This is a genomic window from Spiroplasma endosymbiont of Othius punctulatus, assembly GCF_964019505.1.
Taxonomy (GTDB): Bacteria; Bacillota_I; Bacilli_A; order Mycoplasmatales; family Mycoplasmataceae; genus TIUS-1.
This window is the reverse complement of the sequence record NZ_OZ026449.1, coordinates 461,323-487,212: the sequence shown is the minus strand read 5'-3', so window position 1 is coordinate 487,212 and position 25,890 is coordinate 461,323. Positions and strand designations below refer to the sequence as shown.

General features: G+C 29.4%; 22 protein-coding genes. 21 read left to right on the top strand and 1 reads right to left on the bottom strand.

Annotated features, from left to right (window positions below; translation table 4 throughout):
- Positions 1 to 35: 35 nt before the first annotated feature.
- The 6 genes from AACL07_RS02315 to AACL07_RS02290 are packed head-to-tail and all read left to right on the top strand — an operon-like array spanning position 36 to position 7,361.
- Entirely contained in the window at positions 36 to 1,400 is a 1,365-nt protein-coding gene (locus tag AACL07_RS02315; protein WP_338982931.1) for a glycine--tRNA ligase, read from the top strand.
- A gap of 14 nt (positions 1,401 to 1,414) precedes the next feature.
- The gene (gene dnaG, locus AACL07_RS02310; protein WP_338982929.1) at positions 1,415 to 3,394 is read left to right on the top strand and encodes a DNA primase; all 1,980 of its coding nucleotides are present in this window, start codon (positions 1,415 to 1,417) and stop codon (positions 3,392 to 3,394) included.
- A 1-nt stretch (position 3,395) separates the two neighbouring features.
- On the top strand, positions 3,396 to 4,775 hold the full coding sequence (locus tag AACL07_RS02305) for a sigma-70 family RNA polymerase sigma factor (protein WP_338982927.1): 1,380 nt from the start codon (positions 3,396 to 3,398) through the stop codon (positions 4,773 to 4,775).
- 1 nt (position 4,776) lies between these two features.
- Positions 4,777 to 5,487, top strand: a complete 711-nt coding sequence (locus tag AACL07_RS02300; RefSeq protein ID WP_338982925.1) for a class I SAM-dependent methyltransferase — start codon at positions 4,777 to 4,779, stop codon at positions 5,485 to 5,487.
- Positions 5,465 to 6,271, top strand: a complete 807-nt coding sequence (locus AACL07_RS02295; RefSeq protein ID WP_338982923.1) for a Nif3-like dinuclear metal center hexameric protein — start codon at positions 5,465 to 5,467, stop codon at positions 6,269 to 6,271. The genes AACL07_RS02300 and AACL07_RS02295 overlap by 23 nt, the downstream gene beginning before the upstream one ends.
- Before the next feature lies 1 nt (position 6,272).
- Positions 6,273 to 7,361: a nicotinate-nucleotide adenylyltransferase gene (locus AACL07_RS02290; protein WP_338982921.1), complete on the top strand. Its 1,089-nt coding sequence runs from the start codon at positions 6,273 to 6,275 to the stop codon at positions 7,359 to 7,361.
- Here AACL07_RS02290 and AACL07_RS02285 read toward each other — a convergent pair.
- Positions 7,358 to 7,774, bottom strand: coding sequence for a hypothetical protein (locus tag AACL07_RS02285; RefSeq protein WP_338982919.1), 417 nt, complete (start codon positions 7,772 to 7,774; stop codon positions 7,358 to 7,360). The genes AACL07_RS02290 and AACL07_RS02285 overlap by 4 nt on opposite strands.
- A gap of 48 nt (positions 7,775 to 7,822) precedes the next feature.
- Between AACL07_RS02285 and AACL07_RS02280 the strand changes: the two genes are divergently transcribed.
- From AACL07_RS02280 to hisS, 15 genes are all read left to right on the top strand, one after another.
- The gene (locus AACL07_RS02280) at positions 7,823 to 8,389 is read left to right on the top strand and encodes a DJ-1/PfpI family protein (RefSeq protein WP_338982917.1); all 567 of its coding nucleotides are present in this window, start codon (positions 7,823 to 7,825) and stop codon (positions 8,387 to 8,389) included.
- A 40-nt stretch (positions 8,390 to 8,429) separates the two neighbouring features.
- Positions 8,430 to 8,639, top strand: coding sequence for a hypothetical protein (locus AACL07_RS02275; RefSeq protein ID WP_338982916.1), 210 nt, complete (start codon positions 8,430 to 8,432; stop codon positions 8,637 to 8,639).
- A gap of 71 nt (positions 8,640 to 8,710) precedes the next feature.
- On the top strand, positions 8,711 to 9,847 hold the full coding sequence (gene nusA / locus AACL07_RS02270; RefSeq protein WP_338982914.1) for a transcription termination factor NusA: 1,137 nt from the start codon (positions 8,711 to 8,713) through the stop codon (positions 9,845 to 9,847).
- On the top strand, positions 9,834 to 10,106 hold the full coding sequence (rnpM, locus tag AACL07_RS02265) for an RNase P modulator RnpM (RefSeq protein WP_338982912.1): 273 nt from the start codon (positions 9,834 to 9,836) through the stop codon (positions 10,104 to 10,106). Before nusA ends, rnpM begins: the two co-directional genes overlap by 14 nt.
- Positions 10,106 to 10,408, top strand: a complete 303-nt coding sequence (locus AACL07_RS02260) for a 50S ribosomal protein L7 (protein ID WP_338982910.1) — start codon at positions 10,106 to 10,108, stop codon at positions 10,406 to 10,408. Before rnpM ends, AACL07_RS02260 begins: the two co-directional genes overlap by 1 nt.
- Positions 10,409 to 10,426: 18 nt before the next feature.
- Positions 10,427 to 12,310 (top strand): translation initiation factor IF-2, encoded by a 1,884-nt coding sequence (infB, locus tag AACL07_RS02255; protein ID WP_338982908.1) that lies wholly within the window; start codon positions 10,427 to 10,429, stop codon positions 12,308 to 12,310.
- Positions 12,310 to 12,657: a 30S ribosome-binding factor RbfA gene (rbfA, locus tag AACL07_RS02250; RefSeq protein ID WP_338982906.1), complete on the top strand. Its 348-nt coding sequence runs from the start codon at positions 12,310 to 12,312 to the stop codon at positions 12,655 to 12,657. Before infB ends, rbfA begins: the two co-directional genes overlap by 1 nt.
- 2 nt (positions 12,658 to 12,659) lie before the next feature.
- Entirely contained in the window at positions 12,660 to 13,373 is a 714-nt protein-coding gene (locus AACL07_RS02245; protein ID WP_338982904.1) for a 16S rRNA (uracil(1498)-N(3))-methyltransferase, read from the top strand.
- A gap of 67 nt (positions 13,374 to 13,440) precedes the next feature.
- Entirely contained in the window at positions 13,441 to 17,181 is a 3,741-nt protein-coding gene (locus AACL07_RS02240; RefSeq protein ID WP_338982902.1) for a protein translocase SecDF, variant type, read from the top strand.
- Positions 17,182 to 17,188: 7 nt separating this feature from the next.
- The gene (locus tag AACL07_RS02235; RefSeq protein WP_338982901.1) at positions 17,189 to 17,701 is read left to right on the top strand and encodes an adenine phosphoribosyltransferase; all 513 of its coding nucleotides are present in this window, start codon (positions 17,189 to 17,191) and stop codon (positions 17,699 to 17,701) included.
- 55 nt (positions 17,702 to 17,756) lie between these two features.
- Positions 17,757 to 20,192 carry a RelA/SpoT family protein gene (locus AACL07_RS02230; RefSeq protein WP_338982899.1) on the top strand — a complete coding sequence of 812 codons (2,436 nt, stop codon included), beginning with the start codon at positions 17,757 to 17,759 and terminating at the stop codon, positions 20,190 to 20,192.
- Between the two features lie 73 nt (positions 20,193 to 20,265).
- Positions 20,266 to 22,917, top strand: a complete 2,652-nt coding sequence (mgtA, locus tag AACL07_RS02225) for a magnesium-translocating P-type ATPase (protein WP_338982897.1) — start codon at positions 20,266 to 20,268, stop codon at positions 22,915 to 22,917.
- A gap of 8 nt (positions 22,918 to 22,925) precedes the next feature.
- A complete protein-coding gene (locus AACL07_RS02220; RefSeq protein ID WP_338982895.1) occupies positions 22,926 to 23,573 on the top strand; it encodes a hypothetical protein in 648 nt (215 codons plus the stop codon).
- Positions 23,574 to 23,712: 139 nt separating this feature from the next.
- Complete coding sequence (locus AACL07_RS02215) at positions 23,713 to 24,369, top strand: hypothetical protein (RefSeq protein WP_338982893.1); 657 nt, start codon at positions 23,713 to 23,715, stop codon at positions 24,367 to 24,369.
- Positions 24,370 to 24,627: 258 nt separating this feature from the next.
- Positions 24,628 to 25,890, top strand: coding sequence for a histidine--tRNA ligase (hisS, locus tag AACL07_RS02210; protein WP_338982892.1), 1,263 nt, complete (start codon positions 24,628 to 24,630; stop codon positions 25,888 to 25,890).

The window sequence follows — 25,890 nt, the reverse complement described above, 5'->3', positions numbered from 1 at the left end:
CTTAAAAGATCAGTAATCTAGGGGATCTTTTTTTTATGAAAAAAATTGATATGGACAAATTAATAAATCACTTAAAATCAACAGGGTTTATTTTTCAAGGTTCAGAAATTTATGGCGGTTTAGCTAACTCATGGGATTATGGTCCGCTAGGGGTTGAGTTAAAGAATAACTTAAAATCTATGTGATGAAATCATTTTGTTCGTTCAAAAAAAATGAATGTCGGATTGGACTCATCAATAATTTTAAACAGCAATGTTTGAAAAGCATCAGGGCACTTAGGTAATTTTTCGGACCCACTTATAGACTGTAAAGATTGTAAATCAAGATTTAGAGCTGACAAAATAGTTGAAGATCAACTAAAGATATCTGTTGACGGTTTAAAAAGTGCTGACCTTGAAAAGCTTATAATAGATAAAAAAGTTAAATGTCCAAAATGTGGTAAGTCTAACTTTACAAGTATTAGACAGTTTATGCTTATGTTCAAAACTAATGTTGGTGTTGTTGAAAATGAAAGTTCAGCCGTATTTTTAAGACCAGAGACAGCTCAAGGTGTATTTGTGAACTACAAAAATGTCCAAAGATCAATGAGAAAGAAACTACCATTTGGAATTGGCCAAATTGGTAAAAGTTTTAGAAATGAAATTACACCAGGAAACTTCATATTTAGAACACGTGAATTTGAACAAATGGAGTTGGAGTTCTTTTTTGACCCTGAGGATAAATTTGATTGATTTGAATTTTGATTAAATGAAGTTAAGACTTTTCTAGAATTAAAACTAAATATCAAAGAGGGTGAGTTCATTTTAAGAGAACATGAAAAAGAAGAATTATCTCATTATTCAAACAGAACTGTTGATATTGAATATATGTTTCCATTCGGTAAAGGTGAGTTGTGAGGAATTGCACATAGATCTGACTTTGATTTAAAAGCACATCAAACAGCAAGTAAACAAGATCTAACTTATTTGAGACCAGAAGATAATAAAAAACTTGTTCCATTTGTAATTGAGCCAAGTGTTGGTGTTGAAAGATTAATCTTAGCTACACTATGTAATGCATTTAAAGAACAAGTAAGTGCAACAGATGATAGAACAGTTATGCAATTACCATTTGAATTAGCACCATATAAAGTTGCTATATTGCCATTACAAAAACAACAATCAGAATTAGCTGGTAAAGTTCAAGATCAATTATCATCTTTCATTTCTACAACTTATGATTTAGCAGGTCAAATTGGTAAAAGATATAGAAGACAAGATAGTATAGGTACACCATTTTGTGTAACTATAGATTTTGATAGTGAAACAGACAACTCTGTAACAATTAGAAATAGAGACACAATGCAACAAGATAGAATCAAGATTGATGAAATTTTAAGTTATATAGCAAAAAATAAATAGGAGATTTTAATTCAATGAGTAATGCAAACGAAATAAACGAGCAAATTAAAAATACCATTGAAATCTCTGATGTAATCGGAAGTTATATAAAAATCCATAAGGCGGGAAAAGATTATAGATCGGTTTGTCCGTTTCATGATGATAGTGATCCATCATTAAGTATTTCAAATCAGAAGAAAATATTTAAATGTTTTCCATGCGGAGCTAAGGGTGACGCAATAACATTTGTGATGTTATTTGAAAAGGTGAGTTATCCTGTAGCTGTACAAAAATTAATTGAAAAATTTAATTTATCAATTAGCGGTTTTAAAGTTTCAGAAGAAAGCAATTTTTCAAAAGAGAAAAAGACACTTTTCAAAATAAATAAAATAGCAGTTGATACTTATCTTGTTAATTTGTTTAGTCCCGAAGGAGAAGAGGCAATTAAATATTTGAATTCTAGAGGGATCGAAATTGATTTAATTAACAAGTTTGATATTGGATTTGTTTCTCCCAAAGATGACACACTGATAGAAAATCTTAGAAGTCAGTTTTCTTTAGAAGAGATAAGAGAATCAAATCTGTTTATTGAATCGGGTTCCAAATTTATACCATTCTTTAAAAACAGGATTATATTTCCGATTAAAGACTTTGATGGTAATGTGCTGGGTTTCTCAGGCCGAGTTTTTGGTAAATCAGAAGAAAATGAAAAGCATAAATATCTGAATTCAAAAGACAATAAGATATTCAAAAAATCTGAAATAACTTATAACCTTGATAACGCAAAGGGTGTAATTGATAGAAAAGATGAAGCGATAGTTGTTGAAGGTTATATGGATGTTATAGCGTTGGAAAAAATCGGAATAAATAATTCAATTGCAATAATGGGTGTGGCGTTTACAAAGAGTCACGTTCAATTAATTTCTAAGTATTCAAAAAATATCACAATGATGTTGGACTCAGACAACGCAGGAACTAATGCGATGTTATCTGTTATTTCTGATTCAGAAGTAAATGCAGATAACTACGCAGGTGTTTCATTGAAGTTTGTTTACATCAATGACTCAAAAGATCCAGATGATTTTGTTACCAAATTTGGACAACAAAAAACAATTGAATTAATTGAATCAAAACAAACTTCAATAATGTTTACAATGTCATATTACGAAAAAGAAAATGACTTGAAAACACCTGATGGTAAAGTTGAATTTAAGAACAAAATGTTATTTGTTGTTTCAAAATTGAAAAACATAACAGACAGAAAACTCTTATTACAAGAAATTTCATCAAAAATTTCAATTGATATTAATATCTTGAATGAAGAGTTTGAAAGTAAATATAAACAGTCAATTCCAAAACCAATAAAAAAAGTTGAATATGAACCAATCGAATACGGACAATCAGATCACTTATTTACACCACAATTCCCGGATTACGAAGTAGAAGAGATATTTAGAAACCCAATGGACTACATGTCAAAAACCAGTTTTGCAGTTCAAGACCTTCTTAAGGGACTTGATTGAACGGTTGCGTATTTAAAGTCACAGGAGTTACTAATAGCTGCAATGGTTAGAGATCCAATGGTTGGTTATGAAAAGATTACAAAATCAGTTAACTTATTCTTTTCAACTCAACACATTGACATAATCAAAACAATTTTAAAAATATATAAAGAAGTTAAATATGACGATGACAACTTAGACTTAATAATAAAGAAAGTTAAGGACTATAATAAAGAGTACTTAATACCAATCATTGAAGAGATTTATAGTGGTATTGATATTGTTTTTGAAAAGGAAAAAATCATTAGAAAATTAAAAATAAGTACAAAGGTAATTGAAGATTCAATTAGTACACTTGAACTTAGAAGAATGAATAAAGACATTCTAACTTATCAAGACTTATTAATTAAGTCACAAACAAAACAAGAATCAAATACATTACTAGATAATGTAAATCTATTAATTAGAAAAAGAGAAAAACACATTAAGAAAATGAAAAAGGCAGGAGTATAAAATGGCAAAAGCACCAGTAGCAAAACAAAAATTTGATAACTGAGATGATTTCAAAAAGAAAACATTAAAGAAAGCAGTTAAACAAAATAACTCAGTAGAACAACAAGAGTTACAAGAAATTATAGCAAAAGAATTCGCAGCAGTAGATGATGGGGATGTTGATAACTTTTTCTTAGAATTAAACGAAAAAGGTATTGAGTTTAGTGATTTAGAAGCAGAAATTATTGATGAAGATTTTGGGATTGATCAATTACAAGATCAAATTCAAAAAAATAGAGATGACATCGCCGATGCAAAGATCAAAAAGAAAAGCGCAAGCTCAACAACATTTAGAGTTGGTGAAATTTCAAATGAAACAAAAATCCAAGATGTAATTAAGTCTTACTTCAACCAAATTGGTAATGCTAAAATACTTACAAAAGATCAAGAAGTTGAATACGCAATTATGCTTGAATCAGACGATCCTGACGAAGTTAAAGAGGGTAGAGACAATTTAATCGGTTACAACCTTAAATTAGTTATTTCTATCGCTAGAAAGCATTTAAATAGAGGACTTGAGTTTACGGATTTAATCGAAGAAGGAAATATTGGACTAATTAAGGCAGTTGATAAATTTGACTACTCAAAAGGATTCAAGTTTTCAACATATGCAACATGATGAATTAGACAAGCAATTACACGTGCAATTGCTGACCAAGCTAGAACAATTAGAATTCCAGTACATATGGTAGAAACAATAAACAAGATTACTAGAATTGAAAGACAATTAACTCAAGACCTTGGTAGAGAACCAACTGTTGAAGAAATTGCAGAAAAATACGGAAAAGAAATTACACCTCAAAAAATTGTTGAAATTAAAAAATTAGGTATTGAACCAGTTTCATTAGAAAAACCATTTGGTGATGAAGACGATACTCACTTTGGTGACTTTGTTGAAGATAAAGATATTATTTCACCAGGTGAATATACTGAAAAAGAAGCATTGAGAGAAGTTATTGATGAAGTTTTTGCAGAAATTCTACAACCACGTGAAGAGAAAGTTATTAGAATGCGTTTTGGTATTTTGCCAACTAAACTAACAACAATTGTTTATCTTGCAAAAGAATGTGATGATGAAACTTATGACAAACTAATGCAAGCAATTTCAGATTTAGATATCCACCTAAATACTCCAATCGAAAAAGTTCAACTATACAAACACAAAATGATCCAATATCATTTATCAAAATATGACAATCCAAAAACATTAGAAGATGTTGGAAGAGAGTTGAAAGTTACTCGTGAGCGTATTAGACAAATTGAAGCAAAAACAATTAGAAAATTTAAACCAAACTCATCGTTCCCAAAAACTAAAGTTCTAAAAGACTTTTTCAAGGGCTAATTTGTTAATTACTCCAAGATTATTAGCAATTTGTAAGATGATAAAGGATGAAGAGTCGGTAGCAGATATTGGAACAGATCATGGATATGTACCAATATATTTAAAAAAAGATACAAACAATAGTATTAAAAAATTATATGCCTCTGATATTTCGGAAGGTCCATTGAATGCTGCGAGAATAAATGTAAATGCATTTGGTTTTGAAAAAGAAATTCAATTGATTTTAGGAAACGGCATAAAGTGGATTAATGATTATAAAGTCAAAATAAACACATGTATAATTGCTGGTTTAGGGTCTAACACAATATTGAACATACTTGAAGATGATTCAGACAACATTGATTGTTATGTTATTTCTTGTAATACATCTGTAACACCAATTAGAAAGTGGGCTAAATCTAAACGTTATAGAATTGAAGAGGAAACACTAGTTGATGACAACGACATAATCTATGAAATTATAAAAATAAACAAAAATGGTGGAGTAAAAATTAAAAACAAATCCGATATTATATTTGGACCAATTTTGAGAAAGAAAAAACCAACAAAGATTTATTTTGAAAAATGACTATTAGAAGAGCAACGTCAAAATGACTTATTAGTAAAAATACCAAAGAAAGAAAAAAAACACAAACAAATACTTAAGTATAGAAACATTTTAAAAAGGGAAGTTAATAAGGTTATTTTTAATGAGTTCAAAGACAATAGATAGAAACGTACTAATTAACAAACTGGAAATATTATTTCCTGTTTCTTTAGCAAGTGAGTGAGATAAGCCTGGAATTCAGATTGAACAATTAACTTTAACAGACAATATTGTGTTCACTAATTTTGTGGTTACTTGTTTAGATGTTACAAGTGATGTGATTAAATTTGCAGTTAAAAATAATGCAAATTTAATAATTTCAAGACATCCGTTTATATTTAATGAATTAGAAATTGAATTATCAAATCCCGCTAAAAAAGAAATATATAAGACTTTAGTTGAAAAGAATATTCAAGTTTATTCAATACACACAAACTATGATGCATCAAGTGATAGGTTTTTAATCAAGAGTGGTCTTCCAAGTGTGTTTAAAAATTTTGAGGTTTCAAAATCAAAATTCAATGATCAAACATTTGAAATTAAGTTTAAAAACGCCTTAAAAAAAGTTGATGTAATAAATTCACTTAAGGCTATTTTTGAAACTGAAGATGTTCAATTTAGCACAAACACTGACTTAAATGAAATGATTGATAAGTTTTATATCTGTACTGGTTCTGGTGGAGATGTTATTATTGAAAACAATATTACAAATTTAATGTTTGTAACTGGCGAGATCAAATGAAATCAGTGGGTGTATATGGTTGAAAATAAAATCAATGCATTTGCATTTGGCCACTATATGGAAAACACATTTGTAAAACATATGGTTAAATTAGTAAAGGAAGAATTTAGTGAATTAGACATCATTGGGTTCGATATCAAAAATATGTATAAATCCATGAAAGGATAATATGAAACAAAAAATTGCAATCTTCGGTGGAAGTTTTGACCCATTTCATACGGATCATTTAGAGATAATTAACGAATGTATTAACACGTTAAATTTTGATTTTGTTTGAGTGTTACCAACATTTCTTTCGCCATTCAAAATAAAGGTTCACGCAACTGATAAACATAGAATTAACATGATTAATATTGCAATCAAAGATTTGAAGAATGTTACTTTAAATACTTTTGAAATTGATAAAAAAGAATCTAATACATTTAAAACAGTTTCTTATTTTATTAAAAATAACCCTGACTTTGATTTTGAATTTATTATGGGATCAGATCAAGTTGGAAGTTTTGAAAGGTGATATAACCATGATGAGCTGAAAAAGATTATTAAATTTGTTGTATTCAAACGCAATAACGATGTTGATTTAAACATTGTTAAAAATAACGGATGAGATTTAAGGGAATTTAAAAACAAAAACTTGAGTTCATCAAGGATTAGATCATTGATTAACATTGATGGTCAGATTGAAGAATTAAATCAGTATGCAGTTGATAATTTACTTTTCATAGAAGAAAGGTTATCAATGACAAAAAAAAGATTTGATCATTCAATTAATGTTGGAATTACCGCAAAAGAACTAGCATTAAAATTTGATAAAGATAATTCGAACATTGCACTTATTGCAGGAACATTACATGATGTTGCAAAAGAATTGAGTGACAGTGAATTGAAGTTATTAATCGAAGGTATAGATGTCGAGTTATTAAAAGAACCCAAACCAGTATGACATAGCTTTGCCGGTAGAAAGCTTTTACAAACAAAATGAAAAATTACTGACAATAAAATATTGGATGCAGTTTTCAAACACACGGTAGGTTCTGAAAACATGTCGACTTTAGACAAAATTGTATTTTGTGCTGATAAAATTTCTTCTGAGAGAGACTATGACGGTGTAGAAAAATTCAGAAGTCTAGTATTTGAAAATTTAGATGCGGGTTTTAAAGCTTTATTAAAACAACAATATGATGTTGCAGTAAAAAAACATGGAATTAATAATGTTGGTAACCAACTTTTAAAGACATATAAAAAATATATTAATTAAAAGTACTTATAGTTACCAACATTTAAGTAGTCACTTTGTTCAATGTTTAAGAACTTAATCATTTTCTTTGCAAAAACATAAATGTATCATGCGTTCTTATAGTGTGATGTAGCCTTTTGAACTGGCATTGACGAATAAGTTGTTAATACTTTGTTGTTTTTGTCGCATATAACAACATCAACAGAATCTGTGAATAGGAAAGTATTAAAAGCTTTAACATTAGAAATTCTAAAACCAATTTGTTCTTCAAATTTTTCATTTCTTGTAATGTTATTTATTTTTTGATCAATGAACTTTAAACATATAATGTGGACATCCACATTTTTTTCATTGTGAATTAGATATCCAGTTTCTAAAACTTCGTCTCTAGATATATTTAATTTATCAATGAATTTATTTTGTTCATTATTCATGTGGCACCTTCAAGTTATAATTATTATATTTAAAAGGAAGTGTAAATAATGAAAAGATTAGCAATATTTTTATATGATGGTTTTGAAGATACAGAAGCGATCGGAACAATTGATGTAATAAGAAGGGGAGCAAAACTATTTCCCGAGTCTGTAATTGGAATTGATGTTGTTTCAATACAAAATAAAGATGTAGTAACTGGTGCATGAAATAATAAAGTCATTGTTGATAAACACCTATCAAACATAAACTATGAAGATTATGATGGACTTATTTTACCTGGTGGTCCCGCAGTTAATGAATTACTAAAAAACAACACAGTAGAGAGTGGATTTAAAACAGCGTATGGTGAAAATAAGTTAATTGCAGCAATATGTGCAGCGCCACAATTGTTAGGGATGTGAGGAATGCTTGATGGTAAAAAAGTTGTTAATTATCCTGGGGCAAACCAATATTTAGATAAAGCAATTTTACAAAATAGAAGCGGATCAATTACTGATAAAAACATAATTACAGGTAGCTCTATAGGTGGAACACTTGAATTTGGATTGAGTATTGTTGAGTATTTTGTTGGTAATGAAAAAATAAGTGAATTAAAAAAATTGCTATTTATTTAATTAATATGTATATAATACAAATATATATGGAGATATAAAGATGAGTCAAGAACAATTCTTAGATAAATGAGGAAGTGATTTCAACGTTGAAAACACAGAAAAATCATTTAAGTTAGTTAGAAAAGAAACTGGAAAAGCAGTTATATGAGTAACAAGCAAAAACCATAATGTTGGTATGGCAGGACTACCAAACATTGAAATCGTAGCCGATTTCATTGACCTATGTAGAGAAGTTATTAAGCCTTGATAATTTCTTAACTGGGTAAAAATTATAAATCATAAGAAGGCCTTGGCCTTCTTTCATTTTTGGAGGAAAGAATAATGATAGATGGAAAAGAATTATTAGAAGCGTTAGAAACATTACGCGCTGATAAAAAAATAGATAAAGAAATAATATTTGAAGGAATCAAAGAAGGATTTCAAAGAGCTTACGAAAAGCACTTTGACCCTGAAGCAATAGTTAGAGTTGATATTGATCAAAACATGGGTCAAATCAAAGTATTTAAAGAGCTTACAGTTGTTAAAAAAATTGAAGATGAATGATTAGATATTCTTTTAGACGAAGCTAAAGCAAAATATGGAGATGTTACAATTGGTGACACTGTATATGAGCCTGTAGAATTTACTGAAAAATTCTCAAAAACAGCATCACTACAAGTTGCTCAAATAATTAAACAAAAAATCAGAGAAGCAGAAAAAGATGTAGTGTTCAAAGAGTTCGAACCACTTAACCAAACAATAGTTGGTGGAGTAGTTAGAGATATTACAGATACAATGTTCTTCATTGAAGTTAATGGAGTTATCTTGCCTTTATGAATTAAAAAAATTATTCCAGGTGAAGACATTAATGAAGGCGATAGAATTTCACTTTTCATTGAAGAAGTAAGTAAAGAAAACAAACACTCTCAAGTACAAGGTTCAAGAATACATCCTAAATTTTTAGAAAAATTAATGGAAGTTGAAGTCCCTGAAATCCAAGAAGGTGTAGTTGAAATCAAAGCATGTTCACGTGAACCAGGTATTAGAGCTAAAGTAGCGGTTGTATCACATGATTCAAATGTAGATCCAATTGGTGCATGTGTTGGTAACATGGGTTCAAGAATCAAAGTTGTTACTGAAGAACTAAAAGGTGAAAAAATTGACGTTATCTTATGAAAAGAAGATAAAACAGAATTTATCATTAATGCGTTATCACCAGTTAAAACAATAAGTATTGAAGTTGATTTAGAGACTAACGAAGCAACAGTGATTGTTCCAACTGAACAAATTTCACTTGCAATTGGAAAAAGAGGTATGGCTGCCAGATTGGTTGCAAACCTTGTTGGAATGAAAATAAATATTTTCTCATTTGACCAAGCAAATGAACAAGGAATAAAAATCCACTGAAATGGTAACTTAACAGAGGATGAATTAATTTCTAAATCATTTTTAAACAATAGAAGAAATGGAAAATTCTAAAAACATTTTAAGAAAAGAAGTTTCAACAAATCAAATGTTACCAAAAGTAGAATTGATCAGAATTGTTAAAAACAAATCTGGGGAAATATTTGTTGATCAAACTGGTAAAGCAAATGGACGTGGAGTTTATTTAAAAGCCTCATTAGATGCTTTGCAAGTAGTTAGGAAATCTAGATTATTAGAAAGGTCATTAAAAACAAAATTACCTGAAGAAGTTTATTTAGCAATAGAAAAAGAAATCAAGGAAAACTGAGAATAATGGATCGATTACTTAATGCATTCGGAATGGCGTATGCATCTGGAAAGGTTGCTATTGGTGAAAAACTTCTTGATCAAATCAAAAACAAAAAAGTATTACTAGTTGTAATCTTTGCAGATATTGGACCTTCAACTTTAAAAAAACTTGAAGATAAATGTAAGTTCTACGATGTAAAAGTTGTCAAAAGTGACTTCACAATTGATGAAGTTAAAAGTCAATTTGCATCTAAAAAAGTAGCCGCAATTGGCTTTAACGATGTAAACATCACAAAATTAATAGAAAAAAATATGAACCCAAATTAACAAAAGGAGACAATTGATATGGCAAAAAATAATAATTCAAAAGCAAAAGTTAACCATACTAAAGTTGCGTCAAAGCAAAAATCAAAACAACAATCTAATCACTTAAAAACTCAATTAAAAGAAAAGGTTGCAACAGGGATTGTTGACGGAGTATTTAGGTTTACTGAAAACTTATCAATTGCTGACTTTTCACAAAAAATAAATAAAACACCAGCAGAAATTGTTAAACATTTCTTCATGCAGGGAAAAATAATGAGTCAAAACGTTATGTTATCTGAAGAACAAATGGGTGAACTATGTTTGGAATATGGATATGATTTCAAAAAAGAAACACAAGTTACACATGCTAACCTTTTAGATACATTCGAAGAAGTTCTAGATCCTGCCAAATTAAAACCAAGACCTCCAATCGTAACAATCATGGGTCATGTTGATCATGGTAAAACAACTTTACTTGATTCAATTAGAAAAGGTCATGCAAATGTTGTTGATGGGGAATTCGGTGGAATTACTCAACACATTGGTGCATACCAAGTTGAATATAGTGGACAAGTTATTTCATTTATTGATACTCCAGGACATGAGGCATTTTCAGAAATGCGTTCACGTGGAAGTAGTGTAACTGATATTGTTATTCTTGTTGTTGCGGCTGATGACGGAATCATGCCTCAAACTCAAGAAGCGATTGATCATGCAAAAGCTGCAAAAGTGCCGATTATTGTTTTTGTAAATAAAATGGATAAACCAGGTGCTAACCCAGAAAAAATCAAATCAGAATTAATGGCATTTGGATTAATAGCTGAAGAATTTGGTGGAGATACACCATTTGTAGAAGGTAGTGCAAGAAACTCATCAGGTATTGATACATTGTTAGAAACAATACTATTAATTTCTGAGTTAAACGAGTACAAAGCTGATCCTTCAGTTTATGCACGTGGTGTTATATTAGAAGCAAAGCTTGATAAATCAAGAGGTCCAATTGCAACTGTTTTAGTTCAATCTGGTACTTTACATGCGAGAGACACTATTGTAGCTGGTGGTTCATTTGGAACAGTTAGATACTTAGAAGATGAAAATAGATTACAAATTAAAGAAGCTTTACCTTCGAAATCTGTAGTTGTTTTTGGTCTAAACAAAGTTCCAAGAGCTGGAGATAAATTCATGGTTTTAGCTAATGAAAAACTTGCAAGAGAAGTTTCAGAAGCACAAGAAGCAAGAATTAATGACGAAGCAAGAATGAAGTCACAACAATTCAGTTTAGATTCAATCAAAACGCAAATTGAATCAGGTGAATTAAAAACTCTAAACCTAATAATCAAATCAGATACTCAAGGTACAGTTGAAGCCATTAAAGGTTCACTTCAAAAATTAGTATTTGAAAAAGTTAAAATTAATATTGTTAGAGCATCAGTGGGTGCAGTTTCAAATACAGATATTACTTTGGCGTCAGCATCAGAAGCTATTATTTATGGTTTCAATGTTAGACCAACAGCTCAAGTACGCACAAAAGCCGAAGAAGACGGTGTATCAATTAGATTACATAATATTATTTATAAAGTAATTGAAGAAATTGAAGAATTGGCTAAAGGTCTATTGGACCCTGAATATGAAGAAATAACATTAGGTGAAGCAGAGATTAGAGCTACATTTAAACATACAGACATTGGTACAATTGCTGGATGTAGAATTACAAATGGAACTATTCCTCGTTCTGCAAAAATACACTTATTACGTGATGGTGTAGTTATATTCACTGGTGAGTTATCGTCTTTAAAAAATAAAAAAGAAGATATCAAAGAAGCCCGTGAAGGAACTGAATGTGGTCTTACAATCAAAAACTTTAATGACATCAAAGATGGCGATGTTCTTGAAGCGTTTAAGCTAGAAGTGGTAAAAAAATAATGTCAGTACAAACAGATCGTTTACAAGCGGAAATTATGAAAAATTTAGGACTAATGCTTAATAGAGAATTTCCTAATGCAAAGTATATGGATAAAATTTCTATACATGAAGTAAGGCTAACAACTGATAAAAGAATTGCTAAAATTTATTATTCAGTTTGATTGCAAGATGCAAATATCGAAAAAGTGGAAGAAGAAATCAAGAAACACTCTAAGTACATTAGAGGGTTACTTGCAAAGAAAATTAATACAAGAATTATGCCTGAGTTAGCATTTGAGTACGATAAAGCCTTAGAAAATGCTAATAGAATTGAAGAAATATTAAAAGCAAGCAAACAAGGAAAATAACAATGTATAGATATTTTATTGACAAAACTGAAAATGAAAAATTCATAATTGCTGATGATGATGTTCATCACATTAAGAATGTTGTTAAATTAAAAATTGGTGAAAAAATAGAATGTGTCTTCCAAAATAGCGCATTTTTGTGCGAAATATCTGAAATTGAAAATAACTACATCAGTGCAAAAAAAATTGAACTAATAAGTTCATCAAATCCAACTGTTAAAAAAGTTTTATTAATGGGAATCATTCGTGAGCAAAAATGAGATTTTCTATTACAGAAGGCAGTTGAACTAGGTGTTGAAGAAATTGTTCCAATCTCATTCAAAAGAAATGTAGTAAAGATTGAAGAAAAAAAAGAAACAGCTAAATTAATTAGATGACAATCAATTATTGATTCAGCTGCAAAGCAGTCTAAAAGATTGACTGTTCCACAAATAAAACCAATTGTAAGAAAATTATCAGATATTAAAACGTATAAATCAGATCTTAATGTTGTTGCATGAGAAGAAGAAAAATCACTTTCATTTAAAGAAGCGATCACTAAAAATGATTTTAATTCTATTTCATTTATTGTTGGACCAGAAGGTGGAATAGAAGAAAGTGAAATCAAACAACTACAAACAATAGGGTTTGAAAAGATACATTTGGGTAAAAATATATTACGTGCTGAGACAGCTCCGCTATATGTTTTAAGCTCACTAATTTACGAGGAGAGATAAACTAAGTATTTATCTTTTCTCTTTTCTTTTATATATAATATATATGTTAATAAATACGGAATAAATAATGAAGAAAAAAATAATTACAAAAGCATTTTTTATTTTAATAATTCTAGCTTCGCTTTTAGTTGGAATTATTTTTTCTGGTATCGAAATTGCAAACAATGCAAAACTAGACTCAACATTCGTTGGTAAATATGTAGCAACTGTTAAGGTTGAAAAAAACAAAGAAGACGATACATCAAAAGAAGATTACGCAAAAGAATCTGCACAAATTTTAGAAGACAGATTAAACCCAATGGGTATAAATGATATTTCAGTTGAGATTGCTGGATATGACTATTTAAAAGTTCACGGATCAAGATCAACTTTCATGGATCAAGATTTATTCAAATCAGAAATCCAAAAAACTGGAAGTATCTTTTTGATGAATCAAAACAATGGTGAGTTGTCTGATGTTTCTCTAACTAAAACACCAGGTGGTGAAAATGGTAGATTAGAAAAGAAAACATTAAATGATTTCATTACAAAAGCAAAAGCATCAACTCACTCAATTGGTGGTACAAAAAATCCAGTTATTGAATTTGAAATCAATAGTACAAATTTTGAATCATTATTTCCAACTTCAGAAACAGAAGGTGAAGAGCTTCCGTTATCACTACAAATGTTTTCTGACCCTGATTCATTTTTTGAATCAGTTAGATCAATGTTCAAAACAATTGATGAAAGTAATTCAAGATTAAGAATTAAAAAATACTTTGATCGTGTAATTTCTCCAATTAGAAAATTGATTGCAGATGAGCCATCAGATAGTGTTGTTGTTTTAGCTATGGAAGATTTATTTTCTGGTTCTTATATTGACATCAATGGATACAAACAAGAGGTTAATTTAATTTCTACAAATTCATCAGATAAAGTGTCTTATGAAAAGTTTCATGAATTAATGTACTCAACATGAAAATTCACAAACAACACAACTAAATATGTTTACAACTCAAATGCGGCAGCTGATGAATTTACAGAAGGTGCGTATAAAGAAAAACTATTAAGTTCATCTACTGAAAAACCTATTGGATATATTGAAGATGTATTCCAAAAATTAATGGATACATTATTGATTAAATGATATTCAAAAGAAAAACCATTACTAGAAGATGAATTCATTTCAAGAGTAAATAACCAATTTATTTTTAACGGAAGTATATATAAAGGTGAACAATCAAATGCTATGCCATCAGGTACAGGATTTATTGATAACACAACTATGAAATTGTTTGTTGATTCTTTTGCAAAATCAAGAATTGGTGAAACTATATTTAATGCATCAAGTAAAGGTTATATCTTTAATGTAGATACTGTCGAAACTGTAGAACCTTTGATCAACAATACTTTATTTATTGTTATGTCAATTGCAATATTGATATTGATGGTGTTATTCATGTTATTCATGTTGTTCTCTTATAGAATTTTAGGAATGTTTGTTTTAGTTGTTACGTTAGCAATTATGTTTGCAACACTTGCAATCGCAACTTCATGATTAGGGTTAACTTTTGGAATTGAAACTCTATTAGCTATGTTTATTATTTTTGTAATAAATTGTCAGTTATCAATAACAATAGTAGATGCAATGAAAAAATCAGTTTATAAACTGAAACGCGATTTCAAATCTTCACTAACATTAAGCATCAAAGAAAACACAGGTGTGGTTGTTGACATATTGGTTGCATTATTAATACCAAGTTTCTGTTTATTTTGATTGTCATCGGCAGCTTTAAAAACTTTTTCAATACTAATTACATTTGGTGTAGCGTTCTCATTAGTGGGTCAATTAATTGTATTGCTAATTTTATTCAGATTAGTAGTAGGGACAAAATTATTTAGTAAGTTTCCATTTTTATTTGCGATTAACATTTCAGGTGAATCACATATTGAAATGATTCGTTTATACAGAGTTGAATCAACAAGAAAAGCAATAACAAAAGCAGAAGCAAAAAACAAAATAAATAAATTAGAATTGTTAAAAACTAAACTTGCAAAGCAAGAAGAAAATTTAGAAAAATATTATTCAAAACAAAGAGAAAAATTATCTCTACGTGAAACAAAATACATTTCACTTTTAAACAAACAAAAAAAATCTTATGAAGTTAAACTTGCAAAAATTAAAAATGAAAAAAAAAGACTAAATTGAGAATTGAGAATTGTTGATATTGAAAGAACACTTGAACAAATGGGCGTTGTAGCAGATTCGAGTTCAAATGTAGTTGTCGAAACATTTGATAGATATGAGCTTTCAAAATTCAAAGCAAATAGTAGTTTAATCTCAAAAGTATTATTAGCATTTTTTATCTTGTTATCTACTTTATCTGTAGGGCTAGGATTCGGAATTGGTGTCAACTACGACTCAACAATGGGTGGTCGTGTTGAATATACAGTTTATGGCGCAAACGTCGATAGTGACGGTAGAGCCGCAATTGGTGAAATTGCACTACATGAATCAGCAAGTTCTGATCTAAAACAATTTGCATCAGATATCATTTTTGAATGAGATGCAAATAAAGAAAATGCACCAAGACTTTATGCAGAATTCATTGAAGTTGCATTCTCAAGATATAGTGATGAAATGATTGGACTATCTGGCGTAAACAGAAACACTTCTTTTGGTGGAGTTAATTTTGAAACATCATATGGTAATAACTTTCAATATAATTCAGGATCAGTAGAAGAACAATCATGAGTACAAATTAAAGCAAAAAATATTTCTTCAAAACAATCAAATAAATTTAAAAAAGTATTGTTCGGATTAAACCTAGTAGAAGAATCAAATGAAAACGATGAGAACTTTGGATTCATATCAAAACGTATTTTTCCAAAAACAACTACAACAACAATAGTTACAACAGCCATTGCATTTGGGGTTTCATTACTAGTATTAGGTATTTATATCTTGATTAGATACGGATGAACATATTTCATTGCATTAGCAATGGGGTCTGTATTAACAATTGGATTAATCATCGTAGTAGTAATTGGTGGTCACTTATCTTTTGGTTCAACAATGGTTGTATCAATGTGAACACTGTTCATGTTATTCATTTCATTTTCATTAATTTATTTTGGTAAAATAAAAGAGAAGATTTCTTCAAAAGACAGCAAGTCAATGAACGAATTCTTCAACACTGAAATTGATGTCTTGATCGAATTGAGATCATTTAGAAAAGAACTTAGAAGAGAAGTTCTGACATTGAAATCTGAAAGAAGAATTGAGTTAAAGGAAAGAAAACTAAAACTTAAAACTACAAAATCAAAAGAAAGAAAACTGAACTTGAACAAAGAAGAATTAAAAGCAAACATATTGGCATGAAACAAAGAATCTAAAGATGCTAATAAAATTACAAAAGATATCTTCAAAGAAAAAATCAAGGAATTAAAAACATCTAAAAAACTTGAATATAGAACATTGAAAAAAGAAGGTAATGAAAAAATTGTTGTGGCCTCAAAAGAAAACAACTACGTACTTTCAATTGTGTTAAGTGTATTTAAAGAAAACTTAAATAAATTCATTTTTGTATTAGGTTGTTATGCAATAACATTTATAATATTTATGATATTCATACCTACAATCTTTTCAATGGGTATGACACTGTTGGTCGGTTCTATAATTGGGTGAATTATTATTTCATTCATTTGTTTACCGATGTGATTGACTATAGAGCAAAGAAGATTAAGAAAGAATCTTACAAGAAAAAAATTCATTTCTGAATTAAAAGTATCAAACGAAGAACAAATTATAGAGTCAATCAATGACTAGGAGAAACATGGATTTAAAAAATTTTGTATTAGATGTAAATGATTTTCCAAAACCAGGAATTTTATTCAAAGACGTAACACCAATTTTAAATAATGCTGAAGCATTCAAATTTACAATTGATGAAATCGTTAAATACGCAAAAGAAAAAAAAGCTGACGTAATTGTAGGATCAGAGGCTAGAGGGTTTATATTTGCAGCTCCTGCAGCGTATGCAGCGGGATTAAGGTTCATTCCAGCAAGAAAACCAGGTAAGTTACCAAGACCTGCACATAATCAATCATATGAGTTAGAATACAATGATTCAAATTTATCAATTCACAAAGATGATATCAAACCAACAGATAGAGTATTGATAGTTGATGATCTATTAGCAACTGGTGGTACAGTTAAAGCTCAAATTGAACTAGTTAAAATGACTGGAGCAACAACAGTTGGGGCAATATTCCTAATAGATCTAATTGACCTTCATGGTGATGATGTTTTTGACGGAGTTGAATATAAAAGTATTTTGAAATATTAATATACCAAATCAAACACATATTTAATATCAACATAATAATTAGAAGGAGATACAAATGTCATTTTTAAAAGATTTACCCGATGATAGATTGATTGTTTCAAACAAACAAGGACAACAAACAAATGTTAAAAAAATGCTTAGTGAAAACGATTTTCACTATAAGCAAATCGAAACACTTGCGCAGCTTATGGAAGTTTGTGAACAATATATTAAAGATAAAAAACAATTAAGACAAATTGAAGTTGCTTATTATTTTGCTGAAAAAAAACACGCATATCAAAAACGTAAAAGTGGTGAACCATTTATTTATCACCCATTATCAACTGCGTATTTTTTAGCACAATGAAAAATGGGTCCTTCAACAATTATTTGTGGATTACTACATGATACTATCGAAGACACTGAAACAACATTTGAAGAAATCGATGATATCTTTGGAAATGATATCGCTTCAATTACTGAAGCAGTTACAAAGGTTTCATACTTTACAAAAGAAAACCGTGACGCAATTAAATCTGAGTACCTAAAGAAACTTTTCGTTTCAATGGTTCAGGACATTAGGGTTATTATTGTTAAAATTGCTGACCGTATGCACAACATTTTAACTCTTTCTTTTCAATCTCCAGAAAAACAAAAGAAAATTGCAAATGAAACTTTAGAAATATATGTTCCTTTAGCAGCTAGAATGGGTATTAAAATTGCTAAAACAATTTTAGAAGATAACTGTTTTAGAGTTGTTAACCCGTTAGGTTTTGAACAAGTTACAGAAAAAATGCAAATTTATAATGTGAATTTTGAACAATCAATACAAGAGATCGTAAATAATATTCAAGAGAAAATATTTTCAGATAAAACATTGAAAAAAACTGTTGTCTTTGGACGTACAAAAACAATCTCATCAATTTATAAAAAAGTTTACAACTTAAATAAAGACTTTGATGAAATTAATGATATTTTAGCTGTGCGTATTATTACTGAAAACAAATATGACTGTTACAAAATTCTAGCAATGGTTCATGAAATGTATATTCCAATTATGAACCGTTTCAAAGATTACATTGCTAACCCAAAAAACAACATGTATCAGTCAATTCATACAAACGTTGTTAATAAAGATGGTAACGTTTTCGAAGTTCAAATGAGAACATTTGATATGAATGATTATGCCGAATTTGGAGCAGCTGCTCATTGACGTTATAAAGCAGGGGATTCAATCAAAGAAAATGTTTCAGAGAAACAAAAAAAATCAGATGAAAAAATGGATATGTTCTCAAGACTTTTAATGTTAGAACAAACAGCAACACAAGAAATTGGTAAATTTGACGTTTTCTTTTCAGAAGAAGAACAAGCAGCTGATGCCATTAAATCTAAAAAAACTAAAGGAAAAAACGAAATTGAAGATATCGTTAAGAGTGACTTCTTGGCTGGATCAATATTTGTTATTACACCAAGTCAAAAAGTTTATACATTACCATATGGATCATCTGCAATTGATTTAGCTTACAAAATCGGACCGGAAGTAGGTAATAGATTATCAAAAGCTAAATCAAATGGTGTGTTCGTACCGATATTTGCACCACTTAACTCAGGTGATGTTGTAGACGTTATTACTAACGAAGCAGCAAGACCTTCAAAAAGATGAATTAAATTTATTAAAACAATTAATGCACGTCAAGAAATCGAAGCTGCCGTATCAGGTGATGAAGAAAAACAACGTGAAAAACAACACTTAGAAAACCTAAAAACAATTAGACAAGCAAAAGCTCAAATTGATAACTACATTGTACAAAATAATTTACAAAGTAAAGTTTGTGGAATTGAAGAGTTACTAACAAGATGTCAACAAATTGGTTATGAATCAATTTATGACTTTATACTTGATGTTGGTATTGGTAGTTATACTGTTGAAACAGCTATTAAAATGATCTACTTAAAAGATTCAGACATTAGTAGTTTCTCAAATCTTAAAATGAAGAAAAGTACTTCTGAACTTTCAAGAAAACAAGAAATGCTTGTTGAATATAATGATGTAGAAATTGCTGGTATCAGAAGTTTAAAATATGAATTTGCTGAATGCTGTTTACCAATTCCTCCAGAGGATATTGTGGCAGTTAGAACTCCTGAAAAGAAAATTTGAATTCACAAAGAGGATTGTAAAAAGAATCAACAACAATTGATGAAAGAAAACACTGCTCTTAAAAAAAGTGAAGCCAAATGAATTATTGACAATACATATGATAAGTTTTATTACTCAAAAATATTCTTCTTATCTGACGATAGAAAGGGTATTTTCTTAGAGGTTACTCAACTAATGCAACGTACTGATATTCGTTCAATAAACTTAAAAGTTCGTACTGAAACAGAAACATTTGGTGGAGAAATCATTGTAGCTGTTAACTCAGTTACTGAATTAAATGATTTAATTAATAAAATGTCTAAGATACCCAACGTTAACTCATGTGAGAGAATTGTTGGTGCTATTTCCAATTAAAAGGAACCCAAAATGGTTCTTTTTTTTGTATTTGTATATTATATAAATATAAACAAATTCACAAGGAGGTCATATGAACAAAAAGAAGAATAGAAATTTTAATAAGTCAGATAACTTAACAAAATTCACAAACTTAAGTAACGAAGAAATGCTTCGTGAATTAGAAATGACCTCATTTGGATTGAGTGAAGAACAAGTTCATTCAATTGAAAAGGAATTTGGAAATAACGAAACAAAAAAAACTAGATTCAATTGATTTCTAGTGCTATCGAAATTACTTTTTAACCCATTTAACATCATTTTAATAATTATTGATGTTTATAACTTCTATAGTTATTTTGCAAATGGTTATAATCTATTTGATTTAATTAGTGCCATTATAGTTTTAGCAATGGTTTTTATAGCGTGTCTAATAGGGTTTTTACAGGAATTTAAAACCCATTTAATTTTGAAAAAAATGTTTGTTGAAAATGTTCAACATGCAAAGGTGGTTAGAAATACAAACCTACAATTAACTAATATTTCTAACGCAAACTCAATTGAATTAATTAGAGGATATCACCAAATTGATAAAGAAGATCTTGTAAGGGGTGATTTGTTATACATAACAAATGGAGATATAATTCCAGCTGATTTAAAAATTGTATGACAAAATGATTTGTATGTAGATCAACAATCATTAACTGGTGAGACATTTCCTGTACCGAAACAAACTTTTAATAAACACACGAACTACTTAGAGTACAGCGATATTTGTTATACAGGTACAATCGTGACTTCGGGAAGTGCTTTAGCTTTAGTTGTTTCAACTGGTGAAAATACATACTTTTCTTCTATATCTCAAAAAGTTAAAGAGAAAAGAGAACTTTCTTCTTTTGAAAAAGGTATATCAAGAATATCATTGTTACTATTAGCGTTTATGCTTGTTGTAACTCCGTTTGTTTTTTTGGTCGCAGGACTGAGGTTGGATGATTGAGTTGCTGGAGTTATTTTTGCAATTTCAGCAGCAGTAGGGATTACACCTGAAATGCTTCCCATTATTGTTACTTCAAATTTATCTCAAGGTTATAAAAAAATAAAGTCAGATAAGTTAGTTGTAAAGAACCTAAACTCAATACAAAACCTAGGGGCTATTGATATATTGTGTACTGATAAAACAGGAACAATAACAAGTGGTGAGATTAAGTTATCGAAAGTTATTGATTATCGTGGTGGACCAAGTGAATTTGTAGAAAACATTCTATATTTAAATTCATACTTTCAAACTGGTTTTGCAAACCCAATTGATCGTGCAATTTTAACTAATAAAGAATTAAGAAGACCTAATATTGATGAATATCAAAAATCTTGAGAAATACCGTTTAGCTTTGAAAGAAAAATTTTATCTGTTGTTGTTGAAAAAAATGGACAAAAAGAAATCATTGCAAAAGGTGCTTTAGATGAGGTTTTAGAAATTTGCTCATATTCAATCGAAGATGGGAAAAAAGTAAAATTAACAAAAGAATTTATTGAAAAAATTAGAAACAAATATGAAGAGCTTGGAAAAAATGGATATAGATGTGTCGGTATTGCCCATAACGTATTGGGAGATGAACACGTAGAAAAGGGATTAACTTTTTATGGGTTAGCTTCGTTTTTTGATGAACCAAAATCAACAAGTGAAAAACTAATTAAGAGTTTAAAAAAACTTGGAGTTGAAACAAAAATACTAACAGGTGATAACGAAATTATTACACGTGCAATTTGTAGAAAAGTAAACTTCAAAGTTGAAAAACTAGTTACAGGTGCTGATATTGATAGAACTTCAGATGAAGATTTGAAATTTATTGTTGAAGAATCAAATGTGTTTGTAAAACTTTCACCGCTACATAAAGCAAAAATAATACAAGTATTGAAAAGCACTGGACATGTAGTTGGTTTCATGGGTGATGGAATAAATGATGCTCCAGTTTTACGTGCATCAGATATAGCTATTTCATTTGCTGATGCATCAAACATTGCGCAAGATGCATCAGATATGATTTTGATGACTGAAGATTTAATGTCAATCGAACAAGGTGTTGTTCAAGGAAGAATTGCTTTATGCAATATATTAAAATATATTAAATTAACTGTTGCATCAAACTTTGGTAATGTTATTAGTTTGATCGTTGGTTTATTCTTATTAACTTTCACGCCAATGCAACCAGTTCATTTATTGTTACAAAATTTATTATTTGACATTACTCAGTTTGCAACAATCCTTGATAAAGTTGATGAAACTGCAGTTGATAAACCAAAAAGATTAGAATCAAAAAACTTAGCGTGATTTGCTATTATTAATGGTTCTGTTTCATCGTTATTTGATATATTAACATTCGTAATATTATTATTTGCATTCAATATTGGAAGGGGAGAAATGGCTCCTCACGACCCAATGGCGCTTCAGTTTAATGCATCTTGATTCGTTATTGGTTTAATGACTCAAGCGTGCGTGGTGCATGTATTTAGAACTGAAAAAATACCATTTGTACAATCTACGGCATCATGACCAGTTATTGTTTCATCAATAATTGTTATTGCATTTGCATTTATAATTCCATACACTGGAATAAATTCGTTTGTGTTAATGGCGCAACCTGATATATTATTTATTCCAGTCGCAATAGCTATAGTTGTTGTTTATGTAATTTGTGCACAACTAGCAAAAATGCTTTATATTAAATTATTTAAAAGCTGATTATAGGAGAAGTTATGACAAGATGTTTTTTATTTGCAATGGATGAAGAATCTAAAGATACAATCAAAGATTTTGGTTTTAAGTTAGTTACTAGTATTCCATTCAAATTATATAAAAATGAAAATGATTTTTTAATGATAACAACAATAGGCACAATGAATGCAGCGGCATCTGTTATGTGAGTTAATGAAAATTACAATATTGATGAATATTATAATTTGGGACTTGTTGGATCAACAGGTAAAAAATCAGATGTATTAGATGTAGTGGTGATTGATAAAGTATATATCGCAAATGTTGATGCAACCGGATTTGGTTACAAATTGGGTCAAGTCCCTAGAATGCCTGAATTCATTCAATCTGATAAAGTTAAGTTCAAAAACGATTTCAATTCAGTTGACCTGTGTAGTTCAAATATTTTTATCAATTCAACTGAGCTATTCCAAAATAATATGGCAATCATTTCAAAAACAATCAGTGTGTTTGATATGGAGTTGGCTGGAATTTATTCAACACTACATAAGTTGGATAAACCAAAATATTCTTTCAAAGTAGTAAGTGATACACTTTCTAAAAATGATAACGAATTGCAATTTGAAGAAATTTTAGTTGAAGGTTCAAAAAAACTATCAGAAGTAGTAAAGCAAATAGTTAGTGGTTAGTTCGCTAACTTTTTTTATTTCTACAGAAATAAATGTGCGCATAAAATTAAATACTAATTTAAAATTATAAAAAAGTATAAAATATTATTGTGGTTTATTAAAAGGTGATAAAATTTTAATTCCACAAAAAGGAGAAAAAATGAAAAAGTTATTAATAACAGCGGCTGCAACCAGTTTATTGGTTTCAGGTTCAATAAGTTCTTTAAATGTAAACAAGAATTATGAAGCAAATACAAATGAGAAAGTTAACGATATACATGCCAAGGCTACGAGAGAAAATGAACTTGGTGGTACTGTCAGATACATTAGTGAAACAGGTGTTACAATTGATGTAAATCAAGCATATAGAAATACAACTGTTGACTATGGGAAAGAATATACTCAAAATGCAAAAATTTTTTGAGTTCCACTTGGTAAAAAAATGAATGATGCGTTATATATGATACAGGCTTTCAATAAAAAGAATGACGTCACTTACATAAACAAACAAACAGAATCTCATACAAGAAATATATCTTTTCATTCATCTGAGGTTCGAATTTATGATGTAGATAGACACCCAGTAAATTGAAATTTATGAGAAGTAAATAAAATAATGACTAGTCTTTATGATCACACATTGGAACAAGGACTTAATAGGTATTTAGGAGAAGTGAAGGTCGCTTTAGTTGATTGAAGTGGAACTACATATTTTACATGAGCTGTAAGTGGGTATGTTAACCCGACGGGATTTAATTCGTGGGCAAAGGTTTCTCTTTTAAACTTAGAGGGGTTTACAATTGGAAAAGTAGGGTAATTACTCACAAAATAAAATAGTAACAAAATGAATTCAATAATTAATTTTTTGATGTAAAACATAAAATATTAAATTTTAAACTAAAAACTGGAAAACTTTAATTTCCAGTTTTTTAATGCACTTGATCCATGAAGCTATGTTTACGTTTGTAATTATTTTTAACAATTTTTATGTAAAACCAGTAGTTTAGACACATAAAATAATTGGCTAATATTAATCATCTTTAAATTAATGTAAAATATATCTAACGGAGATTTTATGAACTTTAAAAAACCACGCGGGACAGAAGATTTATTTGGAAATAAAGTAAATGAATATGTTGCTATTTCAACAATTATTAGAGATGTTATGTCAAAGTATAACTTTGATGAAATAATGACACCTGTTTTTGAGTCTACTGATTTATTTAAAAGAGGTGTTGGAGACACGACTGATATTGTTCAAAAAGAAATGTATGTTTTTGAAGATAGAAAAAATAGATCAATGGCTTTGAGACCAGAAGGGACTGCTCCAGTTATTAGAGCTGTTGTTGAAAATAAATTAGCTCAACCAGAAAATCTACCATTGAAACTTTTTTACATTGGTAAATACTATAGATATGAAAGACCACAAATTGGAAGAAACCGTGAATTTAACCAATGTGGTGTTGAGGTATTTGGTAAAAAATCACCTGAAGCAGACTCTGAAATTATCACACTTGCAATTTCGCTATTAAGAAATATGGGGTTTCAAACAAATGATTTATCTGTTGAATTAAACTACTTAATTTCTGGTGTATCAAAAACAAAATATGTTTCAGAATTGAAAAATTCACTTAAAAAAATAAAGGACCTTTGTGATGATTGTAGCTCCAGAATTGAAACAAATGTTTTACGTGTTTTAGATTGTAAAGTTGATCAAGACAAATTAAAAAATGTTCCAACAATGAACGACTTTATGAGTGAAGATGATAAAACATGATTAAACTCATTAGTAAAAATACTTGGACTAATTGATATTAGTGTTAATTTAAACCCAAGATTAGTTAGGGGACTTGATTACTATACTGGTATGGTATTCGAGATAAAGTCCACAGATAAAACACTTGCATCGCAATCAACATTGTGTGGTGGTGGAAGATATGATAATTTATTAAAACAATTAGGAGGACCAGATATTAGCGGTCTTGGTTTTGGCATGGGAATCGAAAGAATACTTTTAGATTTAGAAGCTAAAAAAATCCAACTTGCATCAGAAAAGGCGCTTGACGCTTATATTGTAGGTTTAACACCCAAAGCAAAACAATTTTCAACAATGTTATTAATGATGTTAAGAAGCGAAGGTTTAATTGCCGATTTTGACTATCAAGACAGAAATATGAAGTCAGTTTTTAAACAATCAGAAAGATTAAATTCTAAAAATGTAATTATCATTGGTGAAAGTGAACTAAAAGAAAATGTTGTAGTTATAAAAAACCAACAAACAAAAAAAGAGACAAAAGTAAGTTATGGAGACATAATCAAAACAATACGAGGAAATTAA